The sequence below is a fragment of the Herbihabitans rhizosphaerae genome, assembly GCF_004216555.1.
Lineage (GTDB): Bacteria > Actinomycetota > Actinomycetes > Mycobacteriales > Pseudonocardiaceae > Herbihabitans > Herbihabitans rhizosphaerae.
This window is the reverse complement of the sequence record NZ_SGWQ01000014.1, coordinates 91,407-114,769: the sequence shown is the minus strand read 5'-3', so window position 1 is coordinate 114,769 and position 23,363 is coordinate 91,407. Positions and strand designations below refer to the sequence as shown.

Below are 23,363 nucleotides of genomic sequence, written 5' to 3'. Positions count from 1 at the left end.
GGGGGTCCATCCGTAGCCGCCACCGTTGTCGTGTGTCAGGGGTCGTGTTTCAGGTCAAGCCAATCGGGTGACGTTCACGGATACCTCGATCGCCGAGGCCTGCCCACCCGAGTACGTGCCTTTCAGCGGCGACACGTCCGCGTAGTCCCGGCCGAGCGCCACCCAGATGTGCCGGGGGCCGATCTCGATGTCGTTGGTCGGGTCGAAGCCCCACCATCCGCCGGTCCACGCCTCGATCCAGGCGTGACTCTCACCACGCACGGTCTCGCCGACCTTGGCGTTCGCCTTGGTGTGCAGGTAACCCGACACGTATCGGCCCGGGATGCCGATCGCGCGCAGCATCGCCAGCGTCAGGTGCGCGTAGTCCTGGCACACGCCCTCGCGCGCCCGCCACGCGTCCACCGCCGACGAGTGCACGCCGGTGGTCCCGCGCGTGTAGGTGAGCTGGTCGTGCACCCATTCCGAGATCGCGAGCACGGCCTCGGTGGGATTGCGGCCCTTGCGCAGATCGCGCGCGATCGAGGCGAGTTCGCGGTCGCGCGGCACGTATCTGGTCGACTCGAGCAACTCCGCGTACCGGTCCACCACCTCGCCGCCGCGCAGATCACGCCAGGTGATCCCGTTGTGCGGCATCACGGTCGGGCCGGTCTCCACCACCGAGGAGGACACGATCTTCAGCTCGGTGTGCGGCGCGTGCAGGTCGAACGAGGTGACCTCGGTGCCCCAGTAGTCGGTGTACCGGTAGGACCGGGTGGCCGGCGTGGTCTCCACCCTGCCGGCCACCAGGTTCTGCCGCCGGTCGCTGCGCGGGGTCAGCCGCGCCTCGTTGTAGGACTGCATGACCGGCGCCTCGTACCGGTAGCCGGTGGTGTGCACGACGCGAACTCGCCAGCTCACGATTTACCCTCCTCGCAGAGCGACCAACCGGGCGCGCCCAGGTGGATGAGATACAAGGCGGCGCGAGAGACTCGTATTGGCATACTCGAACGAGCGCCAACGCCGTAGATCGCCGCCTGGGCGTGCCCTACCCGACCACGACGCAAGGTGATCACAGACTGACTTTCGCATTCGTCCACGCCACCCAGGGCGCCGAGTGGAAGTACTGCAGAGAGACGGCCTCGCCGACCTCGCGGACGCATTCCTGCAGCGACTTCAACCTGCCGGTGAGATCGTCCAGCAGGTCTTCCGGCCGCAGGAATTCCAGGTCGCTGCGCGCCCGGCCGAGTAACCGGGACGCCTCGGCCCGCGCGCCGACCCGCACCACCGGGCGGCGGTCCAACTGCTCGAGACACGCCTCGGCCTGGCGCAGCGCGTGGAACACCGAGCGCGGGAAAAGCCGGTCCAGCAACAAGAATTGCACCACCCGCGCGGCGTCCAGCGCGCCCCGATAGGTGCGCAGGTAGGTGTCGTGCGCGCCGGCCGAGCGGAGCACGGTGACCCAGCCGGGCGAGGACGGCTTGTCCCCCACCCGCGACATCAGCAGCCGCACGACCATGTCCACCCGCTCGACCGACCTGCCGAGCACGAGGAACCGCCAGCCGTCGTCGCGGCTCATCGTGGAGTCGGCGAGCCCGGCGAACATGGCCGCGCGCTCCTCCACGAACGAGAAGAACTCGTGCGGTCCGAGGCGTTTCGCCGCGCGCTGCCGGTCCGGCACGGCGTTCCACATCGCGTTGACGCACTGCCACAGCTCGGTGGACACGACCTCGCGCGCCACCCGGGTGTTCTCCCGCGCGCTGGAGATCGAGGACACGATCGAGCCGGCGTGCTCTCCGGACATCGCGACCAGCTCGGTCAGCGACCACACGTCCAGCTCCAGTCCGGACGGCGGCGTGATCCCGAGGACGCCGAGCAGCTGCCTACTGGTGGCGTCCGCGTCGACGGTGGCGTCCTCGAGCAGGTGGTGCACCGACACGTCGAGGATGCGCGCGGTGTCGTCGGCCCGCTCGATGTAGCGTCCGATCCAGTACAGCGATTCCGCGTTGCGTGCGAGCATCGTCCACCTCCCTCACTGTTGCTGTTGCTGTTGCTGTTGCGCGGAGGTCAGCTCCGGCCCCTGGTCCGGCGCCACCTCCTCCGGCGTACTGCCCGCGGCGAGCCCGTGGCCGCTCAGCTCGGCGTCCACTGTGGACGAACGGGCGGCGAGTACCCAGGTGTCCTTGGACCCGCCGCCCTGCGAGGAGTTGACCACCAGGCTGCCTTCCGGGATCGCCACCCGGGTGAGTCCGCCGGGCAGTACGAACACCGATTCGCCGTCGTTGACCGCGAACGGACGCAGGTCGACGTGCCGGGGTCGCAGCCGGCCGCCGACCTTCGTCGGCACCGTGGACAACTGCACGACGGGCTGCGCGATCCAACTCCGTGGGTCGCTCCTTATCTTGCGGCGCAACGTGTTCAGCTCTTTCGCGGTGGCGTCCGGACCGAACACGATGCCGTAGCCGCCGGAACCCTCCACCGGTTTGACCACCAGTTCGTCGGTGCGGTCGAGCACCTGCGCACGCTCGTCGGGCAGCCAACAGCGGAAGGTGTCCACATTGGACAGCAGAGGCGTCTCGCCCAGGTAGTACTTCATGATCTCGGGCAGGTAGGCGTACACGAGCTTGTCGTCGCCGACGCCGTTGCCGACCGCGTTCGCGATCACCACGTTGCCCGCGCGGGCCGCGTTCAGCAGCCCGGCCACGCCCAGTACCGAGTCCGGCCGGAAGTGCACCGGGTCGAGGAACTCGTCGTCGATGCGCCGGTAGACCACGTCCACCTGGCGCTCCCCCTCGGTGGTGCGCACGTAGACCGCGTTGTCCCGGCAGAACAGGTCCCGCCCCTCGACCAGCTCCACGCCCATCTGCCTGGCCAGCAGCGAGTGCTCGAAATAGGCGGAGTTGTGCACGCCGGGGGTGAGCACGACGACCATCGGATCGGCCACGTTCGGCGCGGCCGCGGCGCGCAGCGAGCGCAGCAGGTGCACGGCGTAGTCGCCGACCGCGCGCACCCGGTGCTTGGCGAACAGGTCCGGGAACACGCGCGCCATCGTGCGGCGGTTCTCCATCACGTAGGACACCCCGGACGGGCAGCGCAGGTTGTCCTCCAGCACGCGGAAGACGCCGTCCGCGTCGCGCACGATGTCCACGCCGGAGACGTGAACGCGCACCCCGTTAGGCGGGTTCACCCCGGCGGCCTGGCGGTGGAAGTGCTGGCAGGAGGTGATCAGCCGTCGCGGCAGCACGCCGTCGCGGATGATCTGCTGATCGCCGTACACGTCGGCGAGGAACGCCTCCAGCGCGCGCACCCGCTGCACGATCCCGCGCTCCAGCCGGGACCACTCCTGCGCGGTGATCACGCGCGGGATCAGGTCGAGCGGGAACGGCCTTTCCTGGCCGGACAAGGAAAACGTGATGCCCTGGTCGACCAGCGCGCGGTCGAGCGCCTCGGAGCGGGCGGTCAGATCGGCGGCACTGGACGGCGCGAGCGAGTCGTGCAGCCGCCGGTAGGCCTGCCGCACGGTGGAGTCTGGCGCGAACATCTCGTCGTAGGCCTCGGCGTGCGGACGCTTCGGGTCGAGGTATCCACGGAACAGCTCCCCGTGCTGCTGCCTGCGTGTTCGGCCCATCTACGCATCTTGGTACACGATCCACGGCGCCCGCCAGCATCGCGTTCCGTCATATGCCAGAGTTGGCCCGACGAAGGGGATCGCGGGGATGGACTTCACGAGCTTCGCGGCGGAGCGGTTGCCGGTGATGCTCCGCTACGCCACCGTGCTCACCTGCGATCCGCATCTCGCCGAGGACATCGTCCAGGACGTGTTGATCAAGATGCAGCGCGCGTGGCCGAGGATCGGTCACGCGGACCGCCCGGACGCCTACGTGCGGCGCATGATCACCAACGAGTACCTGTCCTGGCGCAGGCGCAAGGCGTCGACCGTGGTGCCGCTGTCGCCCGACGTGCTGGCCGAGGTCGTGCCGTCGCTGGCCGACCAGGCGCACCAGTTCGACGAGCGCGACGCGATGATCGGCAAGATCTCCAAGCTGCCGCGCAAGCAGCGGGTGGCGCTCGCGCTGCGGTACTACTGCGGATACTCCGATCCGGAGATCGCCGAGGTCATGGACTGCGCGATCGGCACGGTGCGCAGTCACGTGTCCCGAGGGCTCGCCACGCTGCGGGTGCAGCCGGGCCTGGCCGCGCTGAAGGAGGTGCGATGACCGAGAAGCTGATCACCGAGGCGTTCCAGCGGCAGGCGGAACGCGCACCGGACGGCGGCCGGGTGCTCGCGGCTCTGCACGCGGCCGAGCGTGCGCACGACACGCGCCGGACCTGGCTGCGCCGGAGTGCGCTGGCCATGGCGGCGGCAGCGGTGGTCGCGGCGATCGCCGTGCCGGTGTCGCTGCTCGGCGGCGAGAGCGACGGCAACAGCGGGAACACCGGCGCGCCGGCGAACCCGCCGACCGTGCGGCCGGCGCCGGGCGCGACCGCCATGCCGTTCCGGCCGACGATCATCCCGAACGGTTTCACCGAGCGGATGCGGTGGGCCGGCGGGCCGAACGGCGAGTGGGGGCGGCTGTGGAGCGACCAGCCGCGCACCGACGCGCCCGGGTACCCGAGCGTGCAGCTCTGGTACGGGCCGAGGACGTCGTTGGCTCACCTGCCGGACGCCTCGCACACCGTCGAAGACGTCACGATCAAGGGTGCGCCCGGCAAGCTCGTCGAGGACCGCCGAACCAACGGCCGCACCGTGGACCTGTACTGGTATCCGTTGCCGGACAAGCAGTTCAAGCTGATGCTGTCCAATGTGGACACAGCGAGGAAGATCGCGACCGGCGCGGACGACCCGGTGACGCTCGACCCGTCGGCCGCGCTCGACCCGGTGCTGGCCGCCGGATGGCTGCCGCCCGGGACGCGGCAGGGTCAGATGACCGTGATCGGCTACCCGGGCCGCACGGAGATCACCATGGACGGCCGCGCCGGCCCCACCGACCTCGGGCCGGCTGCGGTGACCATGCGGGTGACCGACCAGTCGCAGCCTCCGGTGTCGAACGGTGATCCGGTTCTGGTGCGCGGCAGCGAAGGGCGCTACACCGAGGTCGCGGCGGTCCGGCACCTGGTGGTCCGCCTGCCGGACAGTCGCTGGCTGCTGGTGAGCACCTCGGAGAGGTACTCGCGCGAGGACCTCGTGCGAGTGGCCGACGGGCTGACGATCCAGCCGTCACCATCGTTCGGGTGGCTCACGCGCTGACGTCGATCCGCACGTCCGTCCGAAGTGGATGGTCGGGCGGGATCTCGACGAGCACGATCGGCACGCCGTCCGGGTCGGCGATCCACATCTCGTCGAGGCCCCACGGCTCCCGGCGCGGCTCGCGCAGCACGGTGACCGCGTCGCCGAGGTCGGCGGCCGCGGCGGCGAGATCGCGCACCTGCAACCACAGTGACACGCCGCCCGCGGAGCCCTCGCCCGTGCCGGACAACTCGAGAAAACCGTTGCCCAGAAAGAAGACCGTGCCACCGGGGAACGTCCGGTGGATCGCCAGCCCGAGTGTGTCCCGGTAGAACGCCAGCGACGCCTCCGGGTCGGACGGCCGGATCAACACGCGACTGCTCAACACCTCCATGCCTCTGTCCTACCCGTACGCTCGCCGTCGTGCACAAGGTGCGACAGGTTCCGACGACCGATCGCCCGGACCGGGTGACCTACTCCCCCGACCTGGACGGGCGCGCCGACCCGGGCGAGATCGTCTGGGCGTGGGTGCCCTACGAGGACGATCCGAGCCAGGGCAAGGACCGCCCGCTGCTCGTGGTCGGACGACACGAGACGACGCTGCGCGCGCTGATGCTGTCCAGCCGGGAGCCGGACGGGCACCACACCGAGGACTGGCACGCGCTCGGCTCGGGCACCTGGGACAGTCGCGGCCGGCCGTCGTTCCTGCGTTTGGACCGGCTGTACGAGTTGGCCGAGGACGGCATCCGGCGCGAGGGCTCCGTGCTGCCCGAGGACCGGTTCGCGCAGGTCGCGGACGTGTTGCAGGCCCGCTACGGCTGGTCCTGATCTTCCCAGCCCGCTGGGCCGTGTGGCTTCTCGTCGAAAAAAGTGATATCACTTTGCTAGACGGTCCACTCAGGGGAGATGCCATGAACGCCACCGCACCGACGATCAACGCACCCGACATGCCCGAGCCCCGCGTCCGCGAGCGGGTCGCGTTCGGCTCGCCCGGCCTGCCGTTCCTCGGCGGCGCTGTCGTTCTCGTCCTCGGCGGCGGGGTGGTGTTCGTCACCGGGGTACCGAACGTGGCACTGATGATCATCGGCGTGGTGCTGGTGCTCGCCGGCCTCGCGATCGGCGCCGGACTGATGATGGTCGCGCCCGGCGAGGCGCGAGTGATCCAGTTCCTCGGCCGCTACGTCGGCACCGTGCGCGAGGACGGCCTGCGCTGGGTGAACCCGTTCACCTACCGCCGCAAGGTGTCCACCAGGATCCGCAACCACGAGACGGCCGTGCTCAAGGTCAACGACGCGGACGGCAATCCGGTGCAGATCGCCGCGGTCGTGGTGTGGCAGGTCGCCGACACCGCGCGGGCGATGTTCGAGGTGGACGACTTCACCGAGTTCGTGGCGATCCAGACCGAGACCGCGGTGCGGCACATCGCCACCACCTACCCGTACGACACGCACGACATGGGCCGGCTTTCCTTGCGGGACAACGCCGAGGAGATCACCGAGAAGCTGTCGCTCGAGGTCGCCGCGCGGGTCGAGTCGGCCGGCGTGAACGTGATCGAGTCGCGCATCACGCACCTGGCCTACGCGCCGGAGATCGCCCAGGCGATGCTGCGCCGCCAGCAGGCCGGCGCGGTGGTCGCCGCCCGGCAGCGGATCGTGGAGGGCGCGGTCGGCATGGTCGAGTCGGCGCTGCAACGGCTGGCCGAGAACCAGGTCGTCGAGTTGGACGAGGAGCGCAAGGCCGCCATGGTGAGCAACCTGCTGGTGGTGCTCTGCGGCGATCGGGAAGCGCAGCCCGTGGTCAACACCGGATCGCTGTACCAGTAGCGAGTCACCTGATCATGGCCGAGCGCAAGAAGGTGCTGCTGCGGCTCGATCCGGCCGTACACGACGCGATCGCGCGGTGGGCGGCCGACGAGCTGCGCAGCACAAACGCGCAGATCGAGTTCCTGCTGCGGCGGGCACTCGCGGACGGCGGGCGGTCCCCGCGCGAAGCCGGGGACCTGCCCAAGCGCGGGCGGCCGCCGAAGCAGCCGCCCGCGTCCTGACCGTGTGGACTACCCGTCGGCGTGCTTGGTGCGGGAGACGACGATGTGCTCGTCTTCGTCCTCGACCTGCTCCGGGTCGATGTCGGCGGTGCAGAACTTGCACTTGAGCGCGTCGACCGGCACGAACTCCTTGCAGAACGGGCACTCCCGGCTGCCCTGGGCGCGGAAGTTGCCGAGGCCGAGCTTCTTCATCGCCTTCACCAGGGCGAACAGCACCAGGCCGAGCAGCAGGAAGTTCAGCAGCTCGGTGAGGAACGCGCCGTATTTCAGTTCGGCGCCGTTGACGCTGAACGACAGGTTGCTGAAGTCGGGCTTGCCGAAGATCGCCGCGACGAGCTGCATCAGGATGTTGCCGGCCAGGCTCTCCACCAGTGCCGCGAAAGCCGCGCCGATGATGAACCCGAGCGCCAGGTCCATCATGTTGCCGCCCATGGCGAACGCCTTGAATTCCTTCCACAGACCCTTCATCGCCGCCTCCACACAGCTCGTCCGACAAGGCGGCAGCAGAGTAGGCCGGACGGCTCAACCGAGCCACGCCAGACGGCGCAACGATCGAGTAGTGGCCCGGCAAACCCCCGGCCGGGTGGGCTGTTAGTCTTCTCCGGTCGTGCCGTGCGGCATTCCGACGTGGAGGAAGCCTGTTCGCCCGTTCTCGGGCGCCGGGGCCTTGGTCGACTTTCCCGCCGACCACAACACGCGGCGCGACGATCCGTGATCGATGTGAAGGAGTAGCCGAGTGGCGAACATCAAGTCTCAGGTCAAGCGCATCAAGACGAACGAGAAGGCGCGGCTGCGCAACAAGTCCGTCAAGTCCTCGGTGAAGACCGCGATCCGGAAGTTCCGCGAGGCGGCGGAGGCCGGCGAGAAGGACAAGGCCCTGGAGCTGCTCCAGGACGCCAGCCGCAAGCTGGACAAGGCGGCCGGCAAGGGCGTCATCCACACCAACCAGGCGGCCAACCGCAAGTCGGCCATGGCCAAGCGCGCCAACGCCCTCTGATTCACTTCCACGACGGCGCCATCCGATTCGGGTGGCGCCGTCGTGCTGTCCGGGTGCTGCTGATCGATGCGGCAGACTGCGGACATGGAGCCGGAGCCCAAGCCGACATCGGCCGCGCGCACGTCGCTGTCGCGGATCATGACCTCGCTGGACGTGAACCTGCTCGGCACCGTGCACGGTGGCGTGGTCATGAAACTGGTCGACGACGTGGCAGGGGCGGTGGCCCAGCGCCACTCCGGCGGCCCGGCGGTGACCGCGGCCGTGGACGGCATGACCTTTCTCGAGCCGGTGCGGGTCGGCGACCTTGTGCACGCGCACGCACAGGTGAACTGGGCGGGCCGCACGTCGATGGAGGTCGGCGTGCGGGTGGTGGCCGAGCCGTGGGACCAGGCGGGCGTGCCACCCAAGCACGTGGCCACCGCGTACCTGGTGTTCGTGGCGGTCAAGCCGGACGGCTCACCCCGCGAGGTGCCACCGGTGGTGGCGGAGACCGAGTCCGATCAGCGGCGCGGGCGTGAGGCGCGGATCCGGCGCAGGAGCCGGCTCGCCAGTCGTCAGGAGATCATGGCGAGCCGGGAATCCCGTGTGGACTGATCGTCAGGTCTTGCGACGGGCACGGGCGAGGCGCAGCACGGCGTGCTCCAGCGCGTAGCCCGCATCTGCGGCGGCACCCTTGACGTCGGCGTTCACGTCGGCGACGACGCCCATCGCCTCCGCCAGGCCGGCCGGCTGCCAACCCCGGGACTGACTCAGCGCCTTGCGCACCTTCCACGGCGGCAGGCCCAGCTCGCCGGCGAGCCGGTTCGGGTCGGACCGGCCGGCACCGGCGACTCTGGCCACCGTGCGCACCGCGTCGGCCAGCGCGTCGGCGACCAGCACGTGCGGCACGCCCATCTGCATGGCCCAGCGCAGCGACTCCAGCGCGGCCGGCACATCGCCGATGATCGCCTTCTCCGCGACGACGAACCCGGTCACCTCGGCCCGGCCGCGGTGGTACCGGCGCACGGCTGCCTCGTCCACCCGCCCGTCCGCGTCCGCGACGAGCTGCGCCGCGGCGGCGGCCAGTTCGCGGAGATCGTTGCCGACCGCGTCGATCAGCGCGGCCACTCCGCGCGCGTCCGCCTTGCCCCCGGCGCGCCGGACCTCGTTGCGCACGAAGGCGTCCCGGTCCGATGGCCTGGTGACCTTGGCGCACTCGATCACCTCGGCGCCGGCCTTGCGCAGTGCGGCCGGCAGTGCCTTCGCGGCCTTCGCCTGGCCGCCACCGGAGTGCACGACGACCAGCACGATGCCGTCGGCCGGCTCGCGGGCGTAGGACAGCAGCGCGTCGGCGATCTCCTGCCCAGCCTTCTGCGCGCCCTCCACCACAACCACCCTGGCCTCGGCGAACAGCGACGGGCTGACCAGTTCGACCAGCTCGGGCGGGGTGGTCTCGGCGGCCAGGACCCGGCTCAGCTCGGCGGCCGGCTCGGCTGATCGGGCGTCATCGAGCACCTGCCGGACGGCACGCTCGACCAGGAACTCCTCCTCGCCGAGCACGAGCCGCAACGGCGCCTGTTGACTCACCCGATCATCCTCGCACGCCCCACCGACCGCCCTCGGACGCCGCCCGCGTGTGGCACGGCTCTCGAATCGTGGAAGGGCGGTGGCCCCGGCGGAACCTCATGCCGTAGCGTGGCCGTACGCCGTTGTGTGCGTCAGCGCGGACGGCGACAACCGAATACCGCTCATCCAGAGGGGCAGAGGGATCGGCCCGTTGAAGCCCCGGCAACCGGCGTCACTCGCGAGTATTGCGAGTTGAGCGACGACCACGGTGCCAACTCCGACCCGTTCGCGGGAGAGATGAGGAGAGACCTCGCGATGACGACTGCCGTCAACACTTCCCCTGCCACTGGCACCGCTTTCGACCTCGGCCCCGCGCGTGCGCTGGCCTGCCGTGAGTGCGGGCACCAGATTCCCCTCGCCGCCGAATTCGCGTGCGCCGAGTGTTTCGGCCCGCTGGAGGTCGCCTACGAGTTCGGCGACATCCGGCGGGAGGACATCGAGTCCGGCCCCGAATCGATCTGGCGATACCGCGGCCTCCTTCCTGTTCCGTCCACTGTGGACACCTTTCCCAACACCGAGCCGGGGCGCACCAGGCTCGTCAAGGCCGACCGGCTCGCCGCGGCGCTCGGCGTGAAGTCGTTGTGGGTCAAGGACGACACCGGCAATCCAACCCACTCGTTCAAGGACCGCGTGGTGGCCGTCGCGCTCGCCGCCGCCCGCGAACTGGGCTTCAAGGTCCTGGCCTGTCCGTCGACCGGGAACCTCGCCAACGCGGTGGCCGCCGCGGCGGCGCGCGCCGGCTGGGAGTCGGTCGTGCTGATTCCCTCCTCTCTCGAGCGGGCCAAGGTCCTCACCACCGCCGTGTACGACGGCGCGCTGATCGCGGTGGACGGCAACTACGACGACGTCAACCGTCTCGCCACCGAGCTCGCGGCAGAGCACGAGGACTGGGCCTTCGTCAACGTCAATGTGCGGCCGTACTACGCGGAGGGCTCCAAGACCCTCGGTTTCGAGGTCGCCGAGCAGCTCGGTTGGCGGCTGCCCGGCCAGGTCGTCGTGCCGGTCGCCTCCGGTTCGCAGCTGACCAAGGTGGACAAGGGCTTCCGTGAGCTCGGCGAGCTGGGGCTCGTCGAGCCGACGCCGTACCGCGTGTTCGGCGCACAGGCCACCGGCTGCTCGCCGGTGTCGAGCGCATACAAGGCCGGCCAGGACGTGATCAGCCCGGTCAAGCCGGACACCATCGCCCGATCGCTCGCCATCGGCGCGCCGGCCGACGGGCCGTACGTGCTCGACACCGTGCGCCGTACCGGCGGCGCGGTCGAGGACGTCTCCGACCAGGAAGTGGTCGAGGCCATCCGGCTGCTCGCCAGGACCGAGGGCATCTTCGCCGAGACCGCCGGGGGGGTCACCGTCGCCACCGCGAAGAAGCTGATCGACAACGGCAAGCTCGACCCCGACGCCGACACCGTCCTGCTGATCACCGGCGACGGCCTGAAGACCCTGGACGCCATCCAGGACCAGGTCGGTCCGAAGGCCACCGTGCCGCCGTCGGCCGCCGCCGTGCGCGAAGCACTCGGGTACTGACGAACGCCTGACACCGACTCACCGAGGCGGTGCGCGCGGGCTTCCGCGTGCCACCGCTCTCGGGCCGGTATCACCCGGGACCACGGCTGTGTCGCCGCCTGTGTCGGTGCGGTACACGGCCGCCCCACCGCTGGTCAACTGGCCGACGGTGGCCGGACTCGGATGGCCGTACCGGTTGCCCGCACCCGAGCTGATCAACGCGATCTTGGGCCGGATCGCCGCCAGGAACTCCGGCGCCGTGTACCGCGATCCGTGATGGGGCACCTTCAGCACGTCGGCGGTCAGGTCCACGCCGGAGCTGAGCAGCTCGGCTTGTGCCAGCAGTTCGACGTCGCCGGTGAGCAACACGCTGCCGGCGCCCGTCTGAGCACGCAGCACCAGCGAACCGTTGTTGATCTCCGTACCGGTCACCTCACCGTCTACATAGGACACTCGTTCCGCCGGACCGAGAACGTCGATCGACAGGCCCGGCCAGCTCAGCCGCTGACCGCCGCCGAGTTGGACGACCGGCACGCCGGCACGCGCCGCCTCACCCCGGACCTGATGCCACGCCCACTCCGGCGCCCGCACCGGCCCCACCGCGACCGCGGCCACCCGCCGGTCCGCGAGCACCGCCGTCAACCCGCCGATGTGGTCGGCATGCAGGTGGGACAACACCAACAGCGGCACATCGGACACACCGAGCCGCCCGAGACAACCGGCGACCGGAGCCGCCTCCGGACCTGTATCGACCACCACCGCACTCCCCCGCTCGCCGGTCGCCACCACGATCGCGTCACCCTGCCCCACGTCGCACGCGGCGACCGTCCATCCGTCCGGCGGCCAGTCCGGAGCGATCACCCGCACCGGGATCAGCACGATCAGCAGCCCGGTCAGTGCCGCCGCGACGATCACCCGAAGCTTGCGGTTGCGCAGCGCCGCGAGCGTCACGACCGTCAGCACCATCAGCAGGAGCCCGCCCCACCAACCGCCCGGCCAGTCGAACGCGGCGCCGGGCACCGCCGCACCGTGCCGGCCGACCATGATCAGCCACCAGACCTCCGGGCCGGCCAGATGCACCAACGCCTCGGCCAGCCACGGCGCGACCGGCGCGCACAGGGCGGCGAGCACACCCAGCACGGTGGCCGGCGCGACCACGGGCGCGGCGAGCAGGTTCGCCAGCACCGCGATCACGCTGACCTGGCCCGACATGCCGGCGACGACCGGAGCCGTCACCACGTGCGCCGCCGCCGGGACCGCCAGCGCCTCGGCGATCCCGCGTGGCATGCCGCGCGCCGCCAGCGAGTCGGCCCATCGCGGTGCGACGAGCACCAGCCCACCGGTCGCCAGGACCGAGAGGGCGAACCCGAAGTCCACGGCGAGCGCCGGATCGAACAGCACGAGCACGATGACCGAGGCGGCGAGTGCGGGCAGCGCCATCCGTTGCCGCCCGAGTGCCAGCGCGATCAATCCGACGGCCGCCATCGCACCGGCCCGCAGCACACTCGGCTCCGGCCCGGCCAGCACGACGAACCCCACCAGTGCCAGGCCGGACCCGACCGCGGCGCCGCGCGGCCCGACCCGGAAAGCCCGCAGCAGCAACAGAACCGCCACGCAGACGATCGCCAAGTTCGTACCGCTGACCGCCAAGAGGTGCGACATGCCGGTCGTGCGGAACTCCTCGATCACGCGCCGAGGCAGGCTGTCGGTGTCTCCCACGACCAGCGCCGGCAGCAGCCCGGCCGACTCCGGCGAGAGCACGCCCGACGCCGCGCGAAGGCCGTCGCGCAGTCGGTCGGCGACCCGCTGCCACACCGGCGCCTCGTTGATCACCCGCGGCGGCCCGCGGACCCGCAGCGCGGCGACCGTCAGCTCCCCGGGCCGCGCGGACGTCAGCAGCCCGTCTGCCTCGACTTCGTGCCCTGGCAACAGATCCGCCCACTTCTCGGCCGGCGCCACGAGCAGTACGCGGCCATCGGAGTCGACCTCTCGATCCGCCACCCTCGCGTGCCGCACCTGTGCGGACAGCACGACCGCCTGCACGCCGCCCTGACGTCCACCGAAGCCTGAGGCGAACACGGGCCTGGGCCGCTCGCTGATCGACACCCGCAGGTGAGCGGCCGACCCGGCCGCCGCCGGCGCGCGCAGCGGATCTTCCCGCGCCTCGCGCAGCGTCAGGGTCAGCGGTGCGATCGAGGCCAGACCACACAGCAGCAACGACCACCCCGCGCCGCGCCTGATCCACCGGCGCCACACGGAATGCCGCCCCGCACGGCGCGCCAGCACGGCCACCCCCACGACGAACCCGGCCGCGCCGACGAGCGCCGCACAGCGCCAGTCGACGAGCAGGCCGAGCAGCGCCGCGGCCCACACCACGATCGCCGCCGGCACCAACCGCCAGTCGACGCGCGCGGCCGGATCGTCACGCTCCCGCGTGCCGGTGATCTCCAGGATGCTCATCGGACCGCCACCAGCTCGCGCAGACGGCCGAACCGGGTCGCACCGATGCCGTCGATCTCGCGGAGCTGATCCACCGACGCGAACCGGCCGTGCTTGGTGCGCCACTCGACGATCCGCTGGGCGGTCACCTGCCCCACGCCGGGCAACGTGTCCAACTGGGACGGTGACGCCGTGTTCAGGTCGATCTTGCCGCCGGGCGGTGCCGGCGCGTCCGGCTGCGGCCCCGCCTGGGCATCAGGCGGCGCGGGCACCCCGACGTAGATCTGCTCGCCGTCGGTAACCCGGCGAGCGAGGTTCAGCCCGCCGAGGTTCACCCCCGACGAGGCGCCACCGGCGGCGCGGATCACGTCCGCCACCCGCGCGCCCTCGGCGACCGTCACCAATCCAGGTGCGGTGACCTTGCCCACCACGCTCACCACGATCGACCCGCCGCGCTGTCCACTGTGGACAGGTGGAGGCGCGCCCACCTGCTGCAACCCAGGCGGGATCCCTTGTGCCACACCGCGATCCGGGCCGGTCACGACAACCGTCACCGCGACCATCGCCGCGACAGCCACGAGTGCGGCGAAGACCACGACCCGTCTGCGCCGCGGGCCGGCAGGCACCGACGCGCCGGGAACCCACCGCTCGATCAGCCGCCCGGCGCGGCCACCGGCGGCCGGCTCCTGTGGACGGTCGTCGTCGGTGACCTCCACCCACTCCTGGTCGGGTGGCAGCCCGGACGTGTCGGTGCCGGCCCGCCGCGCGTCGGCCGCGAGCCTGGCGAGCCGGCCACTCGCCGGCCCGCCGCGGTGTTGAGATCGTCGATGCGTCTTGTCGAACACGCATTCGACGCTAGGCGTGATCGAACGCCGTTCCGGCCGCCGAGACGAGATCTGTGGATAACTCGAGCCTGTGGATAAGTGACTCGCCTAATCGCGCGGGGACACCACGACGCCGACCACCCCGGGGCCGGTGTGCGCGCCGATCACGCCGCCCAATTCGGTCACCACGCACCCCGACGACGTCGGCACCAACTCGTCCAACTCGGTGGCCAGCTCCGCCGCACGCTCCGGTGCCGCCAGATGGTGCACCGCGATGTCGACCGGCCGCCCGGCCGCCGCCCGCGCCGCGAGATCGACCAGCCTGGCCAGCGCTCTGCTCATCGTGCGCACCTTCTCCAGCGGCACGATCTGCCCGTCGTCCACGTGCAACACCGGCTTCACCGACAGCGCGGTGCCCAACAGCGCGGCGGCCGGCCCGATCCGGCCACCCCGGCGAAGGTGCTCCAGCGTCTCGACCACGAAGAACGTGCTGGTCCGCGCGGCCGTGTCCACCGCGGCGGCCTCCACATCGGCGGGAGCGGCCCCCGCCGCGGCGTCCCCGGCCGCTTTCAGGACCGCGAAACCCAGCCCCATGCCGACCGTGCGCGAGTCCACGATCCGCACCCGCTCCACGTCCACCTCCTGGGTGGCCAGCCACGCCGACTCCCAGGTCGCCGACAGCTCACGGGACAAGTGCACGGACACGACCCCGTCCGCGCCGCCCTCGAGCAGCTCGCGATACACGGCGGCCATCTCCTGCGGAGTCGGCCGCGACGTCGTGACCACGCGACGCTGCGCGAACGCCTTGGACAACTCGGGCGGTCCGATGTCCACCCCGTCCAGCCCGCTCTCGCCGTCGATCAGCACGTGCAGCGGCACGACCCGGATGCCGTGCCGTTCGGCGAAACCGTCCGGCAGGTGCGCGGTGGAATCGGTGACGACAGCGACGGGCACGGCGGAAAGCCTACGGGTCAGCCGGCGCGCGGGCCGATCATCGGTGCGATGATCTCGGCCAACGCCTCGCCGACCAGTCGGTGCCCGTCCCAGCCCCAGTGCATGCCGTCCGGGTTGCCGTGCCCGCCGAGCACGTGGTCGGACACCAATCCGCCCAGGTCCAGCAGCGGCACCCCGGCCACTCGCCCCCACTCCTCGATCGCGACGACCGCCCGTTCGCGGGCGGAGTGCACGAGACCGTACGCCTCGGAGCGGTGCACCGGAGGCAGCACGCCCACCGCCGGCAGGCCCGGCCGCAGCGCCCTGATCGAGTCCAGCGTCTTGCTCAGATATTTCACGGTCAACGCGGCCGGCAGCGCCACCGGGCGCCCCCGGGTGGCGCGCGCGAGCCACGGCTGAGCGGTCAGATACCCCTTGCGCACCAGGCGGCGCAGCGGGTCCGGGCGCACGTACCGGATCCCCTCGCGCAGGTAGGTCGGCAGCGGCGAGGGCAACGTGTCCATGCTGCCCACGGCCAGCACCAGCACGTCCGCGCGCGGCAGCAGCGACCACACCCTCGGGTCACCGGACAGCGCCCAGAACGCGTCGCGCGCGGTCCAGCCGGGACCGGCCACGAGTTCGGCCACTCCCCCGAGCCGGTTCGCGGCGACGTTCGGCCACAGACCCGGCTCGTCGGACGGACGCGGCCCCTCCGGTCCGTGGTAGCTCAGTGAGTCGCCGAAAACCAGCAGGGTCGGCGCCATCACCCGGTGATGCCGGCGTTGTACGTGATCAGCCGCCAGGCCAGCCCGCTGCTCGTGCGCCGCTCCAGCACCGTCCAGTGGCAGTTGCCGATGCCGCCGAGCAGCGCCCAGGAGGTGACCGGCAACTCCAGCAGGCTCGCGGTCAGCGCCACGATCAACCCGCCGTGCGTGGCCAGCAGCGCCGTCTCCTGCTCACCCTCGTCGAGCGCGGCCACCGCCTCACGAGCCCGCGCGGCGACCTCCACCCGCGCCTCACCGCCGGGCGGCGCCCAGGTCGCGTCGGTCTGCCACAGCCGCCGGTCGCCCGGCCAGGCCGCGTCGATGTCGGCGCCCTTCTTGCCCTGCCACACGCCCAGGAACGTCTCGCGCAGCCGCTTGTCCACGCGCAGCGGCACGCCGGTCGCCTCGGTGAACACGGTCGCGGTGTCGGTGGCCCTGCGCAGGTCGGAGGCCACCACGAGGTCCGGCGAGAACCGGGCAAGGGCGGTGACCGCGAAGCGCGCCTGGTTCCAGCCGACCTCGGTCAACGACGAGTCGATGTGGCCCTGCATCCGGCCGGACGCGTTGTAGTCGGTCTCGCCGTGCCGCCAGAGCACGAGCCGCCGCAAGGTCACCGCGCCGCGTCCTCTTCCGGTACGCCGGCCGGCGTGAACTCGATGCGCGGGCAGTCCTTCCAGAGGCGCTCCAGCGCGTAGAAGTCCCGCTCTTCCTTGTGCTGCACGTGCACGACGACGTCGACGAAGTCCAGCAGCACCCAGCGACCCTCGCGTGCACCCTCGCGGCGGACGGGCTTGGTGCCGGCGCCGCGCATCTTCTCCTCGACGTGGTCGACGATCGCGCCCACCTGCCGCTCGTTGGCCGCGGCGGCGATCACGAAGCAGTCGGTGATCACCAACTGGTCCGACACGTCGAGGACGATCACGTCGCTCGCCAACTTGTCGGCGGCCGCGTTCGCAGCGACCAGGGCCAACTCGCGCGCCTCTTGCGTCGCTGTCACGTGGCTCCTCACGTCGTGGACGGGTATTCGAGCCTCACGAGAGTACCGTCACCCGAAAGGCTCGCCCTTCGGGTTGATCCCGTTCAGCGTGCCGTCACCGGAATCGCGCAGCGGTATGGTGGTCCGCATGGCCAGTCCAGAGCTGTCGCGGCGCGTTGATCGCCAGGCGGAAGATCTCCAGGCGATCGGTGACACGGTTCTGGACATCAAGGCAACCGTCGATCGCCACAGTCGTGAACTGGTCGGCATCCGCCGCGTTCAGACCGAGCACAGCCAGCAGCTGGCAGCCCTCCGGTCCGACGTCACCGAGATTCGATCCGACGTCACTGGGCTTCGATCCGAACTCGGCGAGGTCCGATCGGGCCTGAGCGAGGTCCGATCGGACCTGAGCGAGGTCCTCACGCTGCTCCGCGATCAATCGCGATAGAGGCCTCGCTTGGAGATGTACTGCACGACGCCGTCCGGCACCAGGTACCAGACGGGCTGACCAGCGGCGACGCGCACTCGGCAGGCGGTGGACGAGATCGCCATGGCCGGCACCTCGATCAGGCTCACCGATCCGCCGGGCAGGTGGTCGTCCACGAGGTGGTAGCCGGGGCGGTTGACGCCGATGAAGTGCGCCAGCTTGAACAGTTCGGCCACGCGGTGCCAGGACAGGATCTGCTCCAGCGCGTCGGCTCCGGTGATGAAGTACAGCTCGGCGTCGGGGTGCGCGGTGCGCAGGTCGGCCAGCGTGTCGACGGTGTAGGTGGCGCCGTCGCGGTCCACGTCCACCCTGCTGACCGAGAACCGCGGGTTGGACGCGGTGGCGATCACCGTCATCAGATAGCGGTCCTCGGCGGCGCTGACCTGCCGTTGGCTCTTCTGCCATGGCTGGCCGGTGGGGACGAAGATCACTTCGTCCAGGTCGAACCTGGCCTGCGCCTCGCTGGCGGAGACCAGGTGGCCGTGGTGGATCGGGTCGAACGTGCCGCCCATGATCCCGATGCGTCGCCGACCGGACATAGCTGATCAGCGTACGTGGCACCGCCGCGACCCGCCGAGGATCACGACTTCGGAGCCAGGGTGACCTTCACTACGCCGAATCCGTGCGTTCGTCGGGCGTGTGGAGTATCTGTTGGCGCATGGGAGACAACGAACTGCGTGACGCGGCCGAGAATCGACTGCGCGCGCTCGCCGGCCCCGACGCGACGCTGCGGGACGACCAGTGGGCGGCGATCAGCGCCCTGGTCGTCGAACGACGGCGCGCGCTCGTCGTGCAACGAACCGGCTGGGGCAAGTCCGCGGTGTACTTCATCGCGACGGCCCTGCTGCGCGGGTTAGGAGCCGGGCCGACGGTGATCGTGTCTCCGCTGCTGGCGCTGATGCGCAACCAGGTCGAGGCGGCCGGCCGGGCCGGCGTGCGCGCGGCCACGATCAACTCGGCGAATCCCGAGAAATGGCAGGCGGTCCAGGACGACGTGGCCTCCGGCGAGGTGGACGTGCTGCTGGTCAGCCCGGAGCGGCTGAACAATCCGGAGTTCCGCGACACGGTGTTGCCGGAGCTGACCAGGACGGCCGGCATGCTCGTGGTCGACGAGGCGCACTGCATCTCCGACTGGGGGCACGACTTCCGGCCCGACTACCGCAGACTGCGCTCGCTGCTCGGCGAGTTGCCGTCCGGCGTGCCGGTGCTCGCCACGACGGCGACCGCCAACGACCGGGTGGTGCGCGACGTGGCCGACCAACTCGGCATCGACGGCTCCGACGCGGTGGTGCTGCGCGGCCCGCTCGACCGGGAGAGCCTGCACCTCGCGGTGGTGCGGATCGGCACCGCGCAGGGCAGGCTGGGCTGGCTCGCCGACCGGCTTGGTGATCTCGAGGGCTCCGGGATCATCTACTCGCTGACCGTGGCGACCGCCGAGGAGGTCGCGTTCTTCTTGCGGGACAAGGGGTACGAGGTCGCCGCGTACACCGGCCGCACCGATCAGACCGAGCGGCTGCGCGCCGAGGAGGATCTGCTGAACAACCGGGTGAAGGCGCTGGTGGCGACCTCGGCGCTGGGGATGGGGTTCGACAAGCCTGACCTCGGGTTCGTCATCCACCTTGGTGCTCCGCAGTCGCCCATCGCGTACTACCAGCAGATCGGGCGTGCCGGTCGTGGTGTGCGCAGGGCGGACGTGATCCTGCTTCCGTCCACACAGGACAGAGACATCTGGGCGTACTTCGCTTCGCTCGCGTTCCCGGCGGAACGCCTTGTGCAGCAGGTGCTCCAGGTGCTCGGCGAGGCCGATCGTCCACTGTCGACGCCGGCACTGGAGCCGCACGTGGACCTGAACCGCACCCGGCTGGAGATGGTGCTGAAAGTGCTCGACGTGGACGGTGCGGTCCAGCGGGTGCGCGGCGGCTGGATCGCCACGGGGAAGCCGTGGGCCTACGACGGCGACCGGTACCAGAGGATCGCGGAAGCCAGGACGACCGAGCAGAACGCGGTGCTCGACTATCTGGACACCGAGTCGTGCCGGATGGAGTTCCTGCAGCGCCAGCTCGACGACCCGCACGCGCGGGCCTGCGGCCGGTGTGACAACTGCACCGGCAAGCGCTGGGACACCGCCGTGTCCGAGGAGTCCATGGCCTCGGCTCGGGCACGCCTGGGAAAAGCCGGCGTCGAGGTCGCCGAACGTCGGCAGTGGCCGACCGGGATGGGCGATCTCGGCGTTCCGCTGACCGGCAAGATCGCCGCGACCGAGCGAGCTGAGCCGGGGCGAGCGCTCGGCCGGCTCACCGACATCGGCTGGGGCAACCGTCTCCGCGAGCTGTTCGCGTCCACAGTGGACGGTGGGGTGCGGGACGGCGACGTGCCGGCCGACATGGTCGATGCCTGCGTGAAGGTGCTCGCCGAGTGGGACTGGTCGGCCCGACCGATCGGCGTGGTCACGGTCGGCTCCACCCGCCGTCCACAGCTGGTGTCCTCGTTCGGCGAACGGATCTCGTCGATCGGCCGGCTCCCGCTGCTCGGGGCACTGGAGGCGACCGACCGGGTGCAGCGCGCGAACAGCGCGTTGCGCGTGGCCGGCGTGTGGAAGTCGTTGCGGCTGGGCGATGATCTCACCGCGCGACTGTCCACTGTGGAGGGTCCGGTACTGCTGCTGGACGATCAGGTCGACACCGGCTGGACCATGGCCGTGGCCACGAAACTGCTGCGGGACGCCGGCGCGCCGGCCGTGCTGCCGTTCGCCCTGGCCTCGACGGGGTGACGGCGATGCCCCAACCAGGAAAGCCGATTGGTGGTCCACAAATCACCGTCGCTGTGGCAAGGTGCCAGAGCACCGAGCGAGGGCGAGGTAGACATGACCGACCAGGTGATCGAGGGCACGGCGGCCAGGCACCGGCTCCCCGTTCGCAAGCTCGTCGCGGCGAGCATCGGCAACGCCATCGAGTGGTACGACTGGACGGTCTACGCCGCTTTCGCGATCTACTTCGCCGGCGAGTTCTTCCCAGGTGGCGGCACGTTGTCGCAGATCAACACGTTCGCCACCTACGCGCTGGCGTTCTTCTTCCGCCCGCTCGGCGGCTTGCTGCTCGGCCGGTTCGCCGACCTGCGCGGACGGCGTCCGGCCATGATCCTCACGATCGTGCTGATGGCCGGCGGCTCACTGCTCATCGGCATCCTGCCTACCTACGACCAGATCGGCTGGTTCGCCCCGCTCCTGCTGATCCTCGCGCGGATCGCGCAGGGGTTGTCGGTCGGCGGCGAGGTGTCCAACGCCTCGGCCTATCTCGCCGAGATCGCCCCCACGGAGCGGCGCGGGCGCTACTCGGCGTTCTTCTACATCTCCACCGGGACGGCCGTGCTGATCGCCTCGGTTCTCGGATACGTGCTGAGCAAGAACCTGACCTCGCAGCAGATGAGCGACTTCGGCTGGCGGATCCCGTTCATCATCGGCGGCGTGCTCGGGCTCGTCGGACTGTGGCTGCGCCGCAGCCTCGCCGAGACGGAGCTGTTCGAGGCGAAGAAGGACACCGCCCGCAGGGTGCGGCATCCGTTGCGCACCACCCTGCGGGAGCACCCGAAGGCCGTCGGCCAGCTCGTCGGGTTCACGCTGCTGTCGACGCTGTGCTACTACACCTTCTTCAGCGCACTGCAGCCGTTCGCGGTCAAGACCCGTCGCGCCGACGCCTACGACGTCTTCCTCGCGCTGTCGATCGCCACCGCGTTGTTCGTGCTGCTGCAGTACCCGATGGGCGCGTTGTCCGACCGGGTCGGCCGAAAACCGCAGCTGCTGGCCTGGTCGGCGGCGATGGTCGTGCTGACCGTGCCACTGTCCACTTTGGTCAAACCGGGCTTCGGCAATCTGCTCGTGGTGTTCTGTGTCGGACTGGCCATGTACACGGCGATGACCTCGATCGCGCCGGCGGTCATGAGCGAGCTGTTCCCCACCGAACTGCGCGGCCTTGGCATCGGCGCCTGGTACAACCTCACGGTCGCGCTGTTCGGCGGGACGGCCCCGCTGGTGATCAGCGTGCTGGCCGCGGCGGGCCTGCAGACGGTGTTCTTCTGGTACGTCTCGATCGGCGCGCTGATCGCGTTCCTGGTGATCCTGACGTTGCCGGAGACCAAGGCCAGCGAGCTGAAATAGCAGCTCACTCGGTTCCGTGGTCGCCGAACACCTTGCGCTTCAACGGGCCGACGGCGTTGAGCACCCGCAGCACGGTCTTGAACATGATCTTGGCCGGCCGATTACCCGAGACGGACTGCTCGGCGGTGCGCAGCGAGTCGCGGACGGCCTTGAACCCGTAGGCCCGCATCGCCGATTCGTAGTCGCTGATCGCGTCGAGGAGCTCGGCCTCGCCACGGGACACGGCGACCAGCGCCCGGCACAGCAGTCGCGCGTCGCGCAGTGCGGTGTTGGCGCCGATGCCGCGAAACGGCGTCATGCTGTGGATCGCGTCGCCGAGCAGGGTCACGGTGCTGGCCGGCCACGGATCGATCGGAACGGAGGTGCGGATCGGGAGCAGCGACACGGTTTCCTCGGGCGATCGCTCGACGAGCGCGCGCAGGGCCGGATGCCAGTCGCCGATCAGCTCGCCGACCGTCTCCCGCAGGCGCGCACCGTCCATAGTGGACAGTCCGTCGGGATAACCGTCATGTCGGGCGAAGTAGGCCCACAGCAGGTAGCTGCCGGTGTTGTCGAACAGCACGGCGTCGACCTCGGCCGTCTCGTCGTTGTCGCCGATGCCGTCGACAGCGGTCACGCCGTCCAGGTCGTGCGGCGCGACGAACATGCCGCGGGCCCGGGTGCGATCACGCTGTTCGGACCGTCGCACAGCCGCGCGGGTAACGCGGCGCGCACCTCGTCGGTCAGCGGGAGCTTGCCGCCCACGTTGATCACACCGGTGTCGACGCGTTCGGCGTGCGGCAGGTACTGGCGGCGCACCCGCGAGTTGGCGCCGTCTGCGGCGACCACAACGTCACCCACCGCCGTGCTGCCGTCGGCGAAGTGGCAGGTGATCGTGCCGTCCGCGTTGCGCTCGTAGCGCTCGAACACCTTGTCGTAGTGCAGCACTTCGTCCAACTCGGAGGACAGCACCTGGTGCAGCGTGATCCGGCTGACCGAGTAGTGCGTCGCGGTCGGATCGTGCTGGCCGCGCGTCAGATCGTTCTCGCTGAGGTGCATCAGCTCGCCGAGTTGCTCGGTGATCATGCCGAAGTTGTTGCCGGACGTGCCGGTGGTCGCGACGAACGCCTCCCACAGGTGGGACGGCAGGCACTCGTGCAGCGCGCGTGAACCGTGCGGGTTGATGTGCACGCGGAAGCCTTGCAGGCGCTCGGTTCTGCTGCGCGAGCGCTCGTACACGGCGACGCTCACGCCTGCCTGACGCAACCCCTGCGCCAGGCACAGGCCGCCGGTGCCGCCGCCGATGACGACGACGTGGATCCGCTTGGACATCGGAAGCTCCTCTGTTTCGGTGTCGGTTCCACATCACTATCAACCAAATGGATGATTAAGTCAACCGTACAGATGACAGAGTTGTCCGGATGTCGAGTTGTGGGGTGATCGTGAGCTAGCGTGA

26 protein-coding genes and 1 riboswitch are annotated in these 23,363 nt (G+C 70.4%); of the genes, 11 read left to right on the top strand and 15 right to left on the bottom strand.

The window, feature by feature from the left end:
- Window positions 1-54 precede the first annotated feature (54 nt).
- The 3 genes from EV193_RS29575 to EV193_RS29565 all read right to left on the bottom strand — a co-directional run bounded on the left by EV193_RS29575 (window position 55) and on the right by EV193_RS29565 (window position 3,604).
- A complete protein-coding gene (locus EV193_RS29575; protein ID WP_130348233.1) occupies window positions 55-897 on the bottom strand; it encodes a transglutaminase family protein in 843 nt (280 codons plus the stop codon).
- A 151-nt stretch (window positions 898-1,048) separates the two neighbouring features.
- A complete protein-coding gene (locus EV193_RS29570; RefSeq protein WP_130348232.1) occupies window positions 1,049-1,996 on the bottom strand; it encodes an alpha-E domain-containing protein in 948 nt (315 codons plus the stop codon).
- A gap of 12 nt (window positions 1,997-2,008) precedes the next feature.
- The gene (locus tag EV193_RS29565) at window positions 2,009-3,604 is read right to left on the bottom strand and encodes a circularly permuted type 2 ATP-grasp protein (protein ID WP_130348231.1); all 1,596 of its coding nucleotides are present in this window, start codon (window positions 3,602-3,604) and stop codon (window positions 2,009-2,011) included.
- Between the two features lie 88 nt (window positions 3,605-3,692).
- Here EV193_RS29565 and EV193_RS29560 point away from each other — a divergent pair, with 88 nt between their 5' ends.
- Window positions 3,693-4,193 (top strand): SigE family RNA polymerase sigma factor, encoded by a 501-nt coding sequence (locus tag EV193_RS29560; RefSeq protein ID WP_130348230.1) that lies wholly within the window; start codon window positions 3,693-3,695, stop codon window positions 4,191-4,193.
- Window positions 4,190-5,224 carry a hypothetical protein gene (locus EV193_RS29555; RefSeq protein ID WP_130348229.1) on the top strand — a complete coding sequence of 345 codons (1,035 nt, stop codon included), beginning with the start codon at window positions 4,190-4,192 and terminating at the stop codon, window positions 5,222-5,224. Before EV193_RS29560 ends, EV193_RS29555 begins: the two co-directional genes overlap by 4 nt.
- Here EV193_RS29555 and EV193_RS29550 read toward each other — a convergent pair.
- Window positions 5,214-5,597, bottom strand: a complete 384-nt coding sequence (locus EV193_RS29550) for a VOC family protein (RefSeq protein WP_130348228.1) — start codon at window positions 5,595-5,597, stop codon at window positions 5,214-5,216. The two genes, EV193_RS29555 and EV193_RS29550, sit on opposite strands and share 11 nt — an antisense overlap.
- 29 nt (window positions 5,598-5,626) lie before the next feature.
- Between EV193_RS29550 and EV193_RS29545 the strand changes: the two genes are divergently transcribed.
- The 3 genes from EV193_RS29545 (at window position 5,627) to EV193_RS29535 (ending at window position 7,247) form a co-directional block, all read left to right on the top strand.
- Window positions 5,627-6,031, top strand: coding sequence for a type II toxin-antitoxin system PemK/MazF family toxin (locus EV193_RS29545; RefSeq protein ID WP_130348227.1), 405 nt, complete (start codon window positions 5,627-5,629; stop codon window positions 6,029-6,031).
- A gap of 83 nt (window positions 6,032-6,114) precedes the next feature.
- A complete protein-coding gene (locus tag EV193_RS29540) occupies window positions 6,115-7,026 on the top strand; it encodes an SPFH domain-containing protein (RefSeq protein WP_130348226.1) in 912 nt (303 codons plus the stop codon).
- Between the two features lie 14 nt (window positions 7,027-7,040).
- Window positions 7,041-7,247 (top strand): type II toxin-antitoxin system antitoxin, encoded by a 207-nt coding sequence (locus EV193_RS29535; RefSeq protein ID WP_130348225.1) that lies wholly within the window; start codon window positions 7,041-7,043, stop codon window positions 7,245-7,247.
- Window positions 7,248-7,256: 9 nt separating this feature from the next.
- On the opposite strand, the gene mscL is transcribed toward EV193_RS29535, so the two are convergent.
- Window positions 7,257-7,715, bottom strand: a complete 459-nt coding sequence (gene mscL / locus EV193_RS29530) for a large conductance mechanosensitive channel protein MscL (protein WP_130348224.1) — start codon at window positions 7,713-7,715, stop codon at window positions 7,257-7,259.
- A 268-nt stretch (window positions 7,716-7,983) separates the two neighbouring features.
- Between mscL and rpsT the strand changes: the two genes are divergently transcribed.
- Both rpsT and EV193_RS29520 read left to right on the top strand, forming a co-directional pair.
- Entirely contained in the window at window positions 7,984-8,244 is a 261-nt protein-coding gene (gene rpsT, locus EV193_RS29525) for a 30S ribosomal protein S20 (protein WP_130348223.1), read from the top strand.
- An 84-nt stretch (window positions 8,245-8,328) separates the two neighbouring features.
- Window positions 8,329-8,838, top strand: coding sequence for an acyl-CoA thioesterase (locus EV193_RS29520; protein WP_242613765.1), 510 nt, complete (start codon window positions 8,329-8,331; stop codon window positions 8,836-8,838).
- Between the two features lie 3 nt (window positions 8,839-8,841).
- Here EV193_RS29520 and holA read toward each other — a convergent pair whose 3' ends face one another.
- The gene (gene holA / locus EV193_RS29515) at window positions 8,842-9,810 is read right to left on the bottom strand and encodes a DNA polymerase III subunit delta (protein ID WP_130348221.1); all 969 of its coding nucleotides are present in this window, start codon (window positions 9,808-9,810) and stop codon (window positions 8,842-8,844) included.
- Between the two features lie 158 nt (window positions 9,811-9,968).
- Window positions 9,969-10,093: riboswitch (SAM riboswitch) on the top strand.
- Window positions 10,094-10,104: 11 nt separating this feature from the next.
- Between holA and thrC the strand changes: the two genes are divergently transcribed.
- A complete protein-coding gene (thrC, locus tag EV193_RS29510) occupies window positions 10,105-11,373 on the top strand; it encodes a threonine synthase (RefSeq protein ID WP_130348220.1) in 1,269 nt (422 codons plus the stop codon).
- 18 nt (window positions 11,374-11,391) lie between these two features.
- Here the strand turns inward: thrC and EV193_RS29505 are convergent, their stop codons facing one another.
- The 6 genes from EV193_RS29505 to rsfS all read right to left on the bottom strand — a co-directional run bounded on the left by EV193_RS29505 (window position 11,392) and on the right by rsfS (window position 17,309).
- Complete coding sequence (locus tag EV193_RS29505; RefSeq protein WP_130348219.1) at window positions 11,392-13,812, bottom strand: DNA internalization-related competence protein ComEC/Rec2; 2,421 nt, start codon at window positions 13,810-13,812, stop codon at window positions 11,392-11,394.
- A complete protein-coding gene (locus EV193_RS29500; protein ID WP_242613764.1) occupies window positions 13,809-14,636 on the bottom strand; it encodes a ComEA family DNA-binding protein in 828 nt (275 codons plus the stop codon). Before EV193_RS29500 ends, EV193_RS29505 begins: the two co-directional genes overlap by 4 nt.
- Window positions 14,637-14,723: 87 nt before the next feature.
- Complete coding sequence (locus EV193_RS29495) at window positions 14,724-15,569, bottom strand: DegV family protein (RefSeq protein ID WP_130348218.1); 846 nt, start codon at window positions 15,567-15,569, stop codon at window positions 14,724-14,726.
- Window positions 15,570-15,586: 17 nt separating this feature from the next.
- The gene (gene octT, locus EV193_RS29490; protein WP_130348217.1) at window positions 15,587-16,312 is read right to left on the bottom strand and encodes a diglucosylglycerate octanoyltransferase; all 726 of its coding nucleotides are present in this window, start codon (window positions 16,310-16,312) and stop codon (window positions 15,587-15,589) included.
- Entirely contained in the window at window positions 16,312-16,926 is a 615-nt protein-coding gene (locus EV193_RS29485; RefSeq protein WP_130348216.1) for a histidine phosphatase family protein, read from the bottom strand. The genes octT and EV193_RS29485 overlap by 1 nt, the downstream gene beginning before the upstream one ends.
- Entirely contained in the window at window positions 16,923-17,309 is a 387-nt protein-coding gene (gene rsfS, locus EV193_RS29480) for a ribosome silencing factor (protein WP_130348215.1), read from the bottom strand. The genes EV193_RS29485 and rsfS overlap by 4 nt, the downstream gene beginning before the upstream one ends.
- 127 nt (window positions 17,310-17,436) lie before the next feature.
- Here rsfS and EV193_RS29475 point away from each other — a divergent pair, with 127 nt between their 5' ends.
- Window positions 17,437-17,736, top strand: coding sequence for a hypothetical protein (locus EV193_RS29475; RefSeq protein ID WP_130348214.1), 300 nt, complete (start codon window positions 17,437-17,439; stop codon window positions 17,734-17,736).
- Here the strand turns inward: EV193_RS29475 and nadD are convergent.
- Window positions 17,724-18,314: a nicotinate-nucleotide adenylyltransferase gene (nadD, locus tag EV193_RS29470; protein ID WP_130348213.1), complete on the bottom strand. Its 591-nt coding sequence runs from the start codon at window positions 18,312-18,314 to the stop codon at window positions 17,724-17,726. The genes EV193_RS29475 and nadD overlap by 13 nt on opposite strands.
- Window positions 18,315-18,433: 119 nt before the next feature.
- Here nadD and EV193_RS29465 point away from each other — a divergent pair, with 119 nt between their 5' ends.
- Complete coding sequence (locus EV193_RS29465; protein WP_130348212.1) at window positions 18,434-20,545, top strand: RecQ family ATP-dependent DNA helicase; 2,112 nt, start codon at window positions 18,434-18,436, stop codon at window positions 20,543-20,545.
- Window positions 20,546-20,638: 93 nt separating this feature from the next.
- Window positions 20,639-21,928 carry an MFS transporter gene (locus tag EV193_RS29460; RefSeq protein ID WP_130348211.1) on the top strand — a complete coding sequence of 430 codons (1,290 nt, stop codon included), beginning with the start codon at window positions 20,639-20,641 and terminating at the stop codon, window positions 21,926-21,928.
- Between the two features lie 4 nt (window positions 21,929-21,932).
- On the opposite strand, the gene EV193_RS34290 is transcribed toward EV193_RS29460, so the two are convergent.
- Window positions 21,933-22,544, bottom strand: coding sequence for an FAD-dependent oxidoreductase (locus EV193_RS34290; protein WP_242613763.1), 612 nt, complete (start codon window positions 22,542-22,544; stop codon window positions 21,933-21,935).
- A complete protein-coding gene (locus tag EV193_RS34285) occupies window positions 22,541-23,239 on the bottom strand; it encodes an FAD-dependent oxidoreductase (RefSeq protein WP_242613762.1) in 699 nt (232 codons plus the stop codon). The genes EV193_RS34290 and EV193_RS34285 overlap by 4 nt, the downstream gene beginning before the upstream one ends.
- Between the last annotated feature and the right edge of the window lie 124 nt (window positions 23,240-23,363).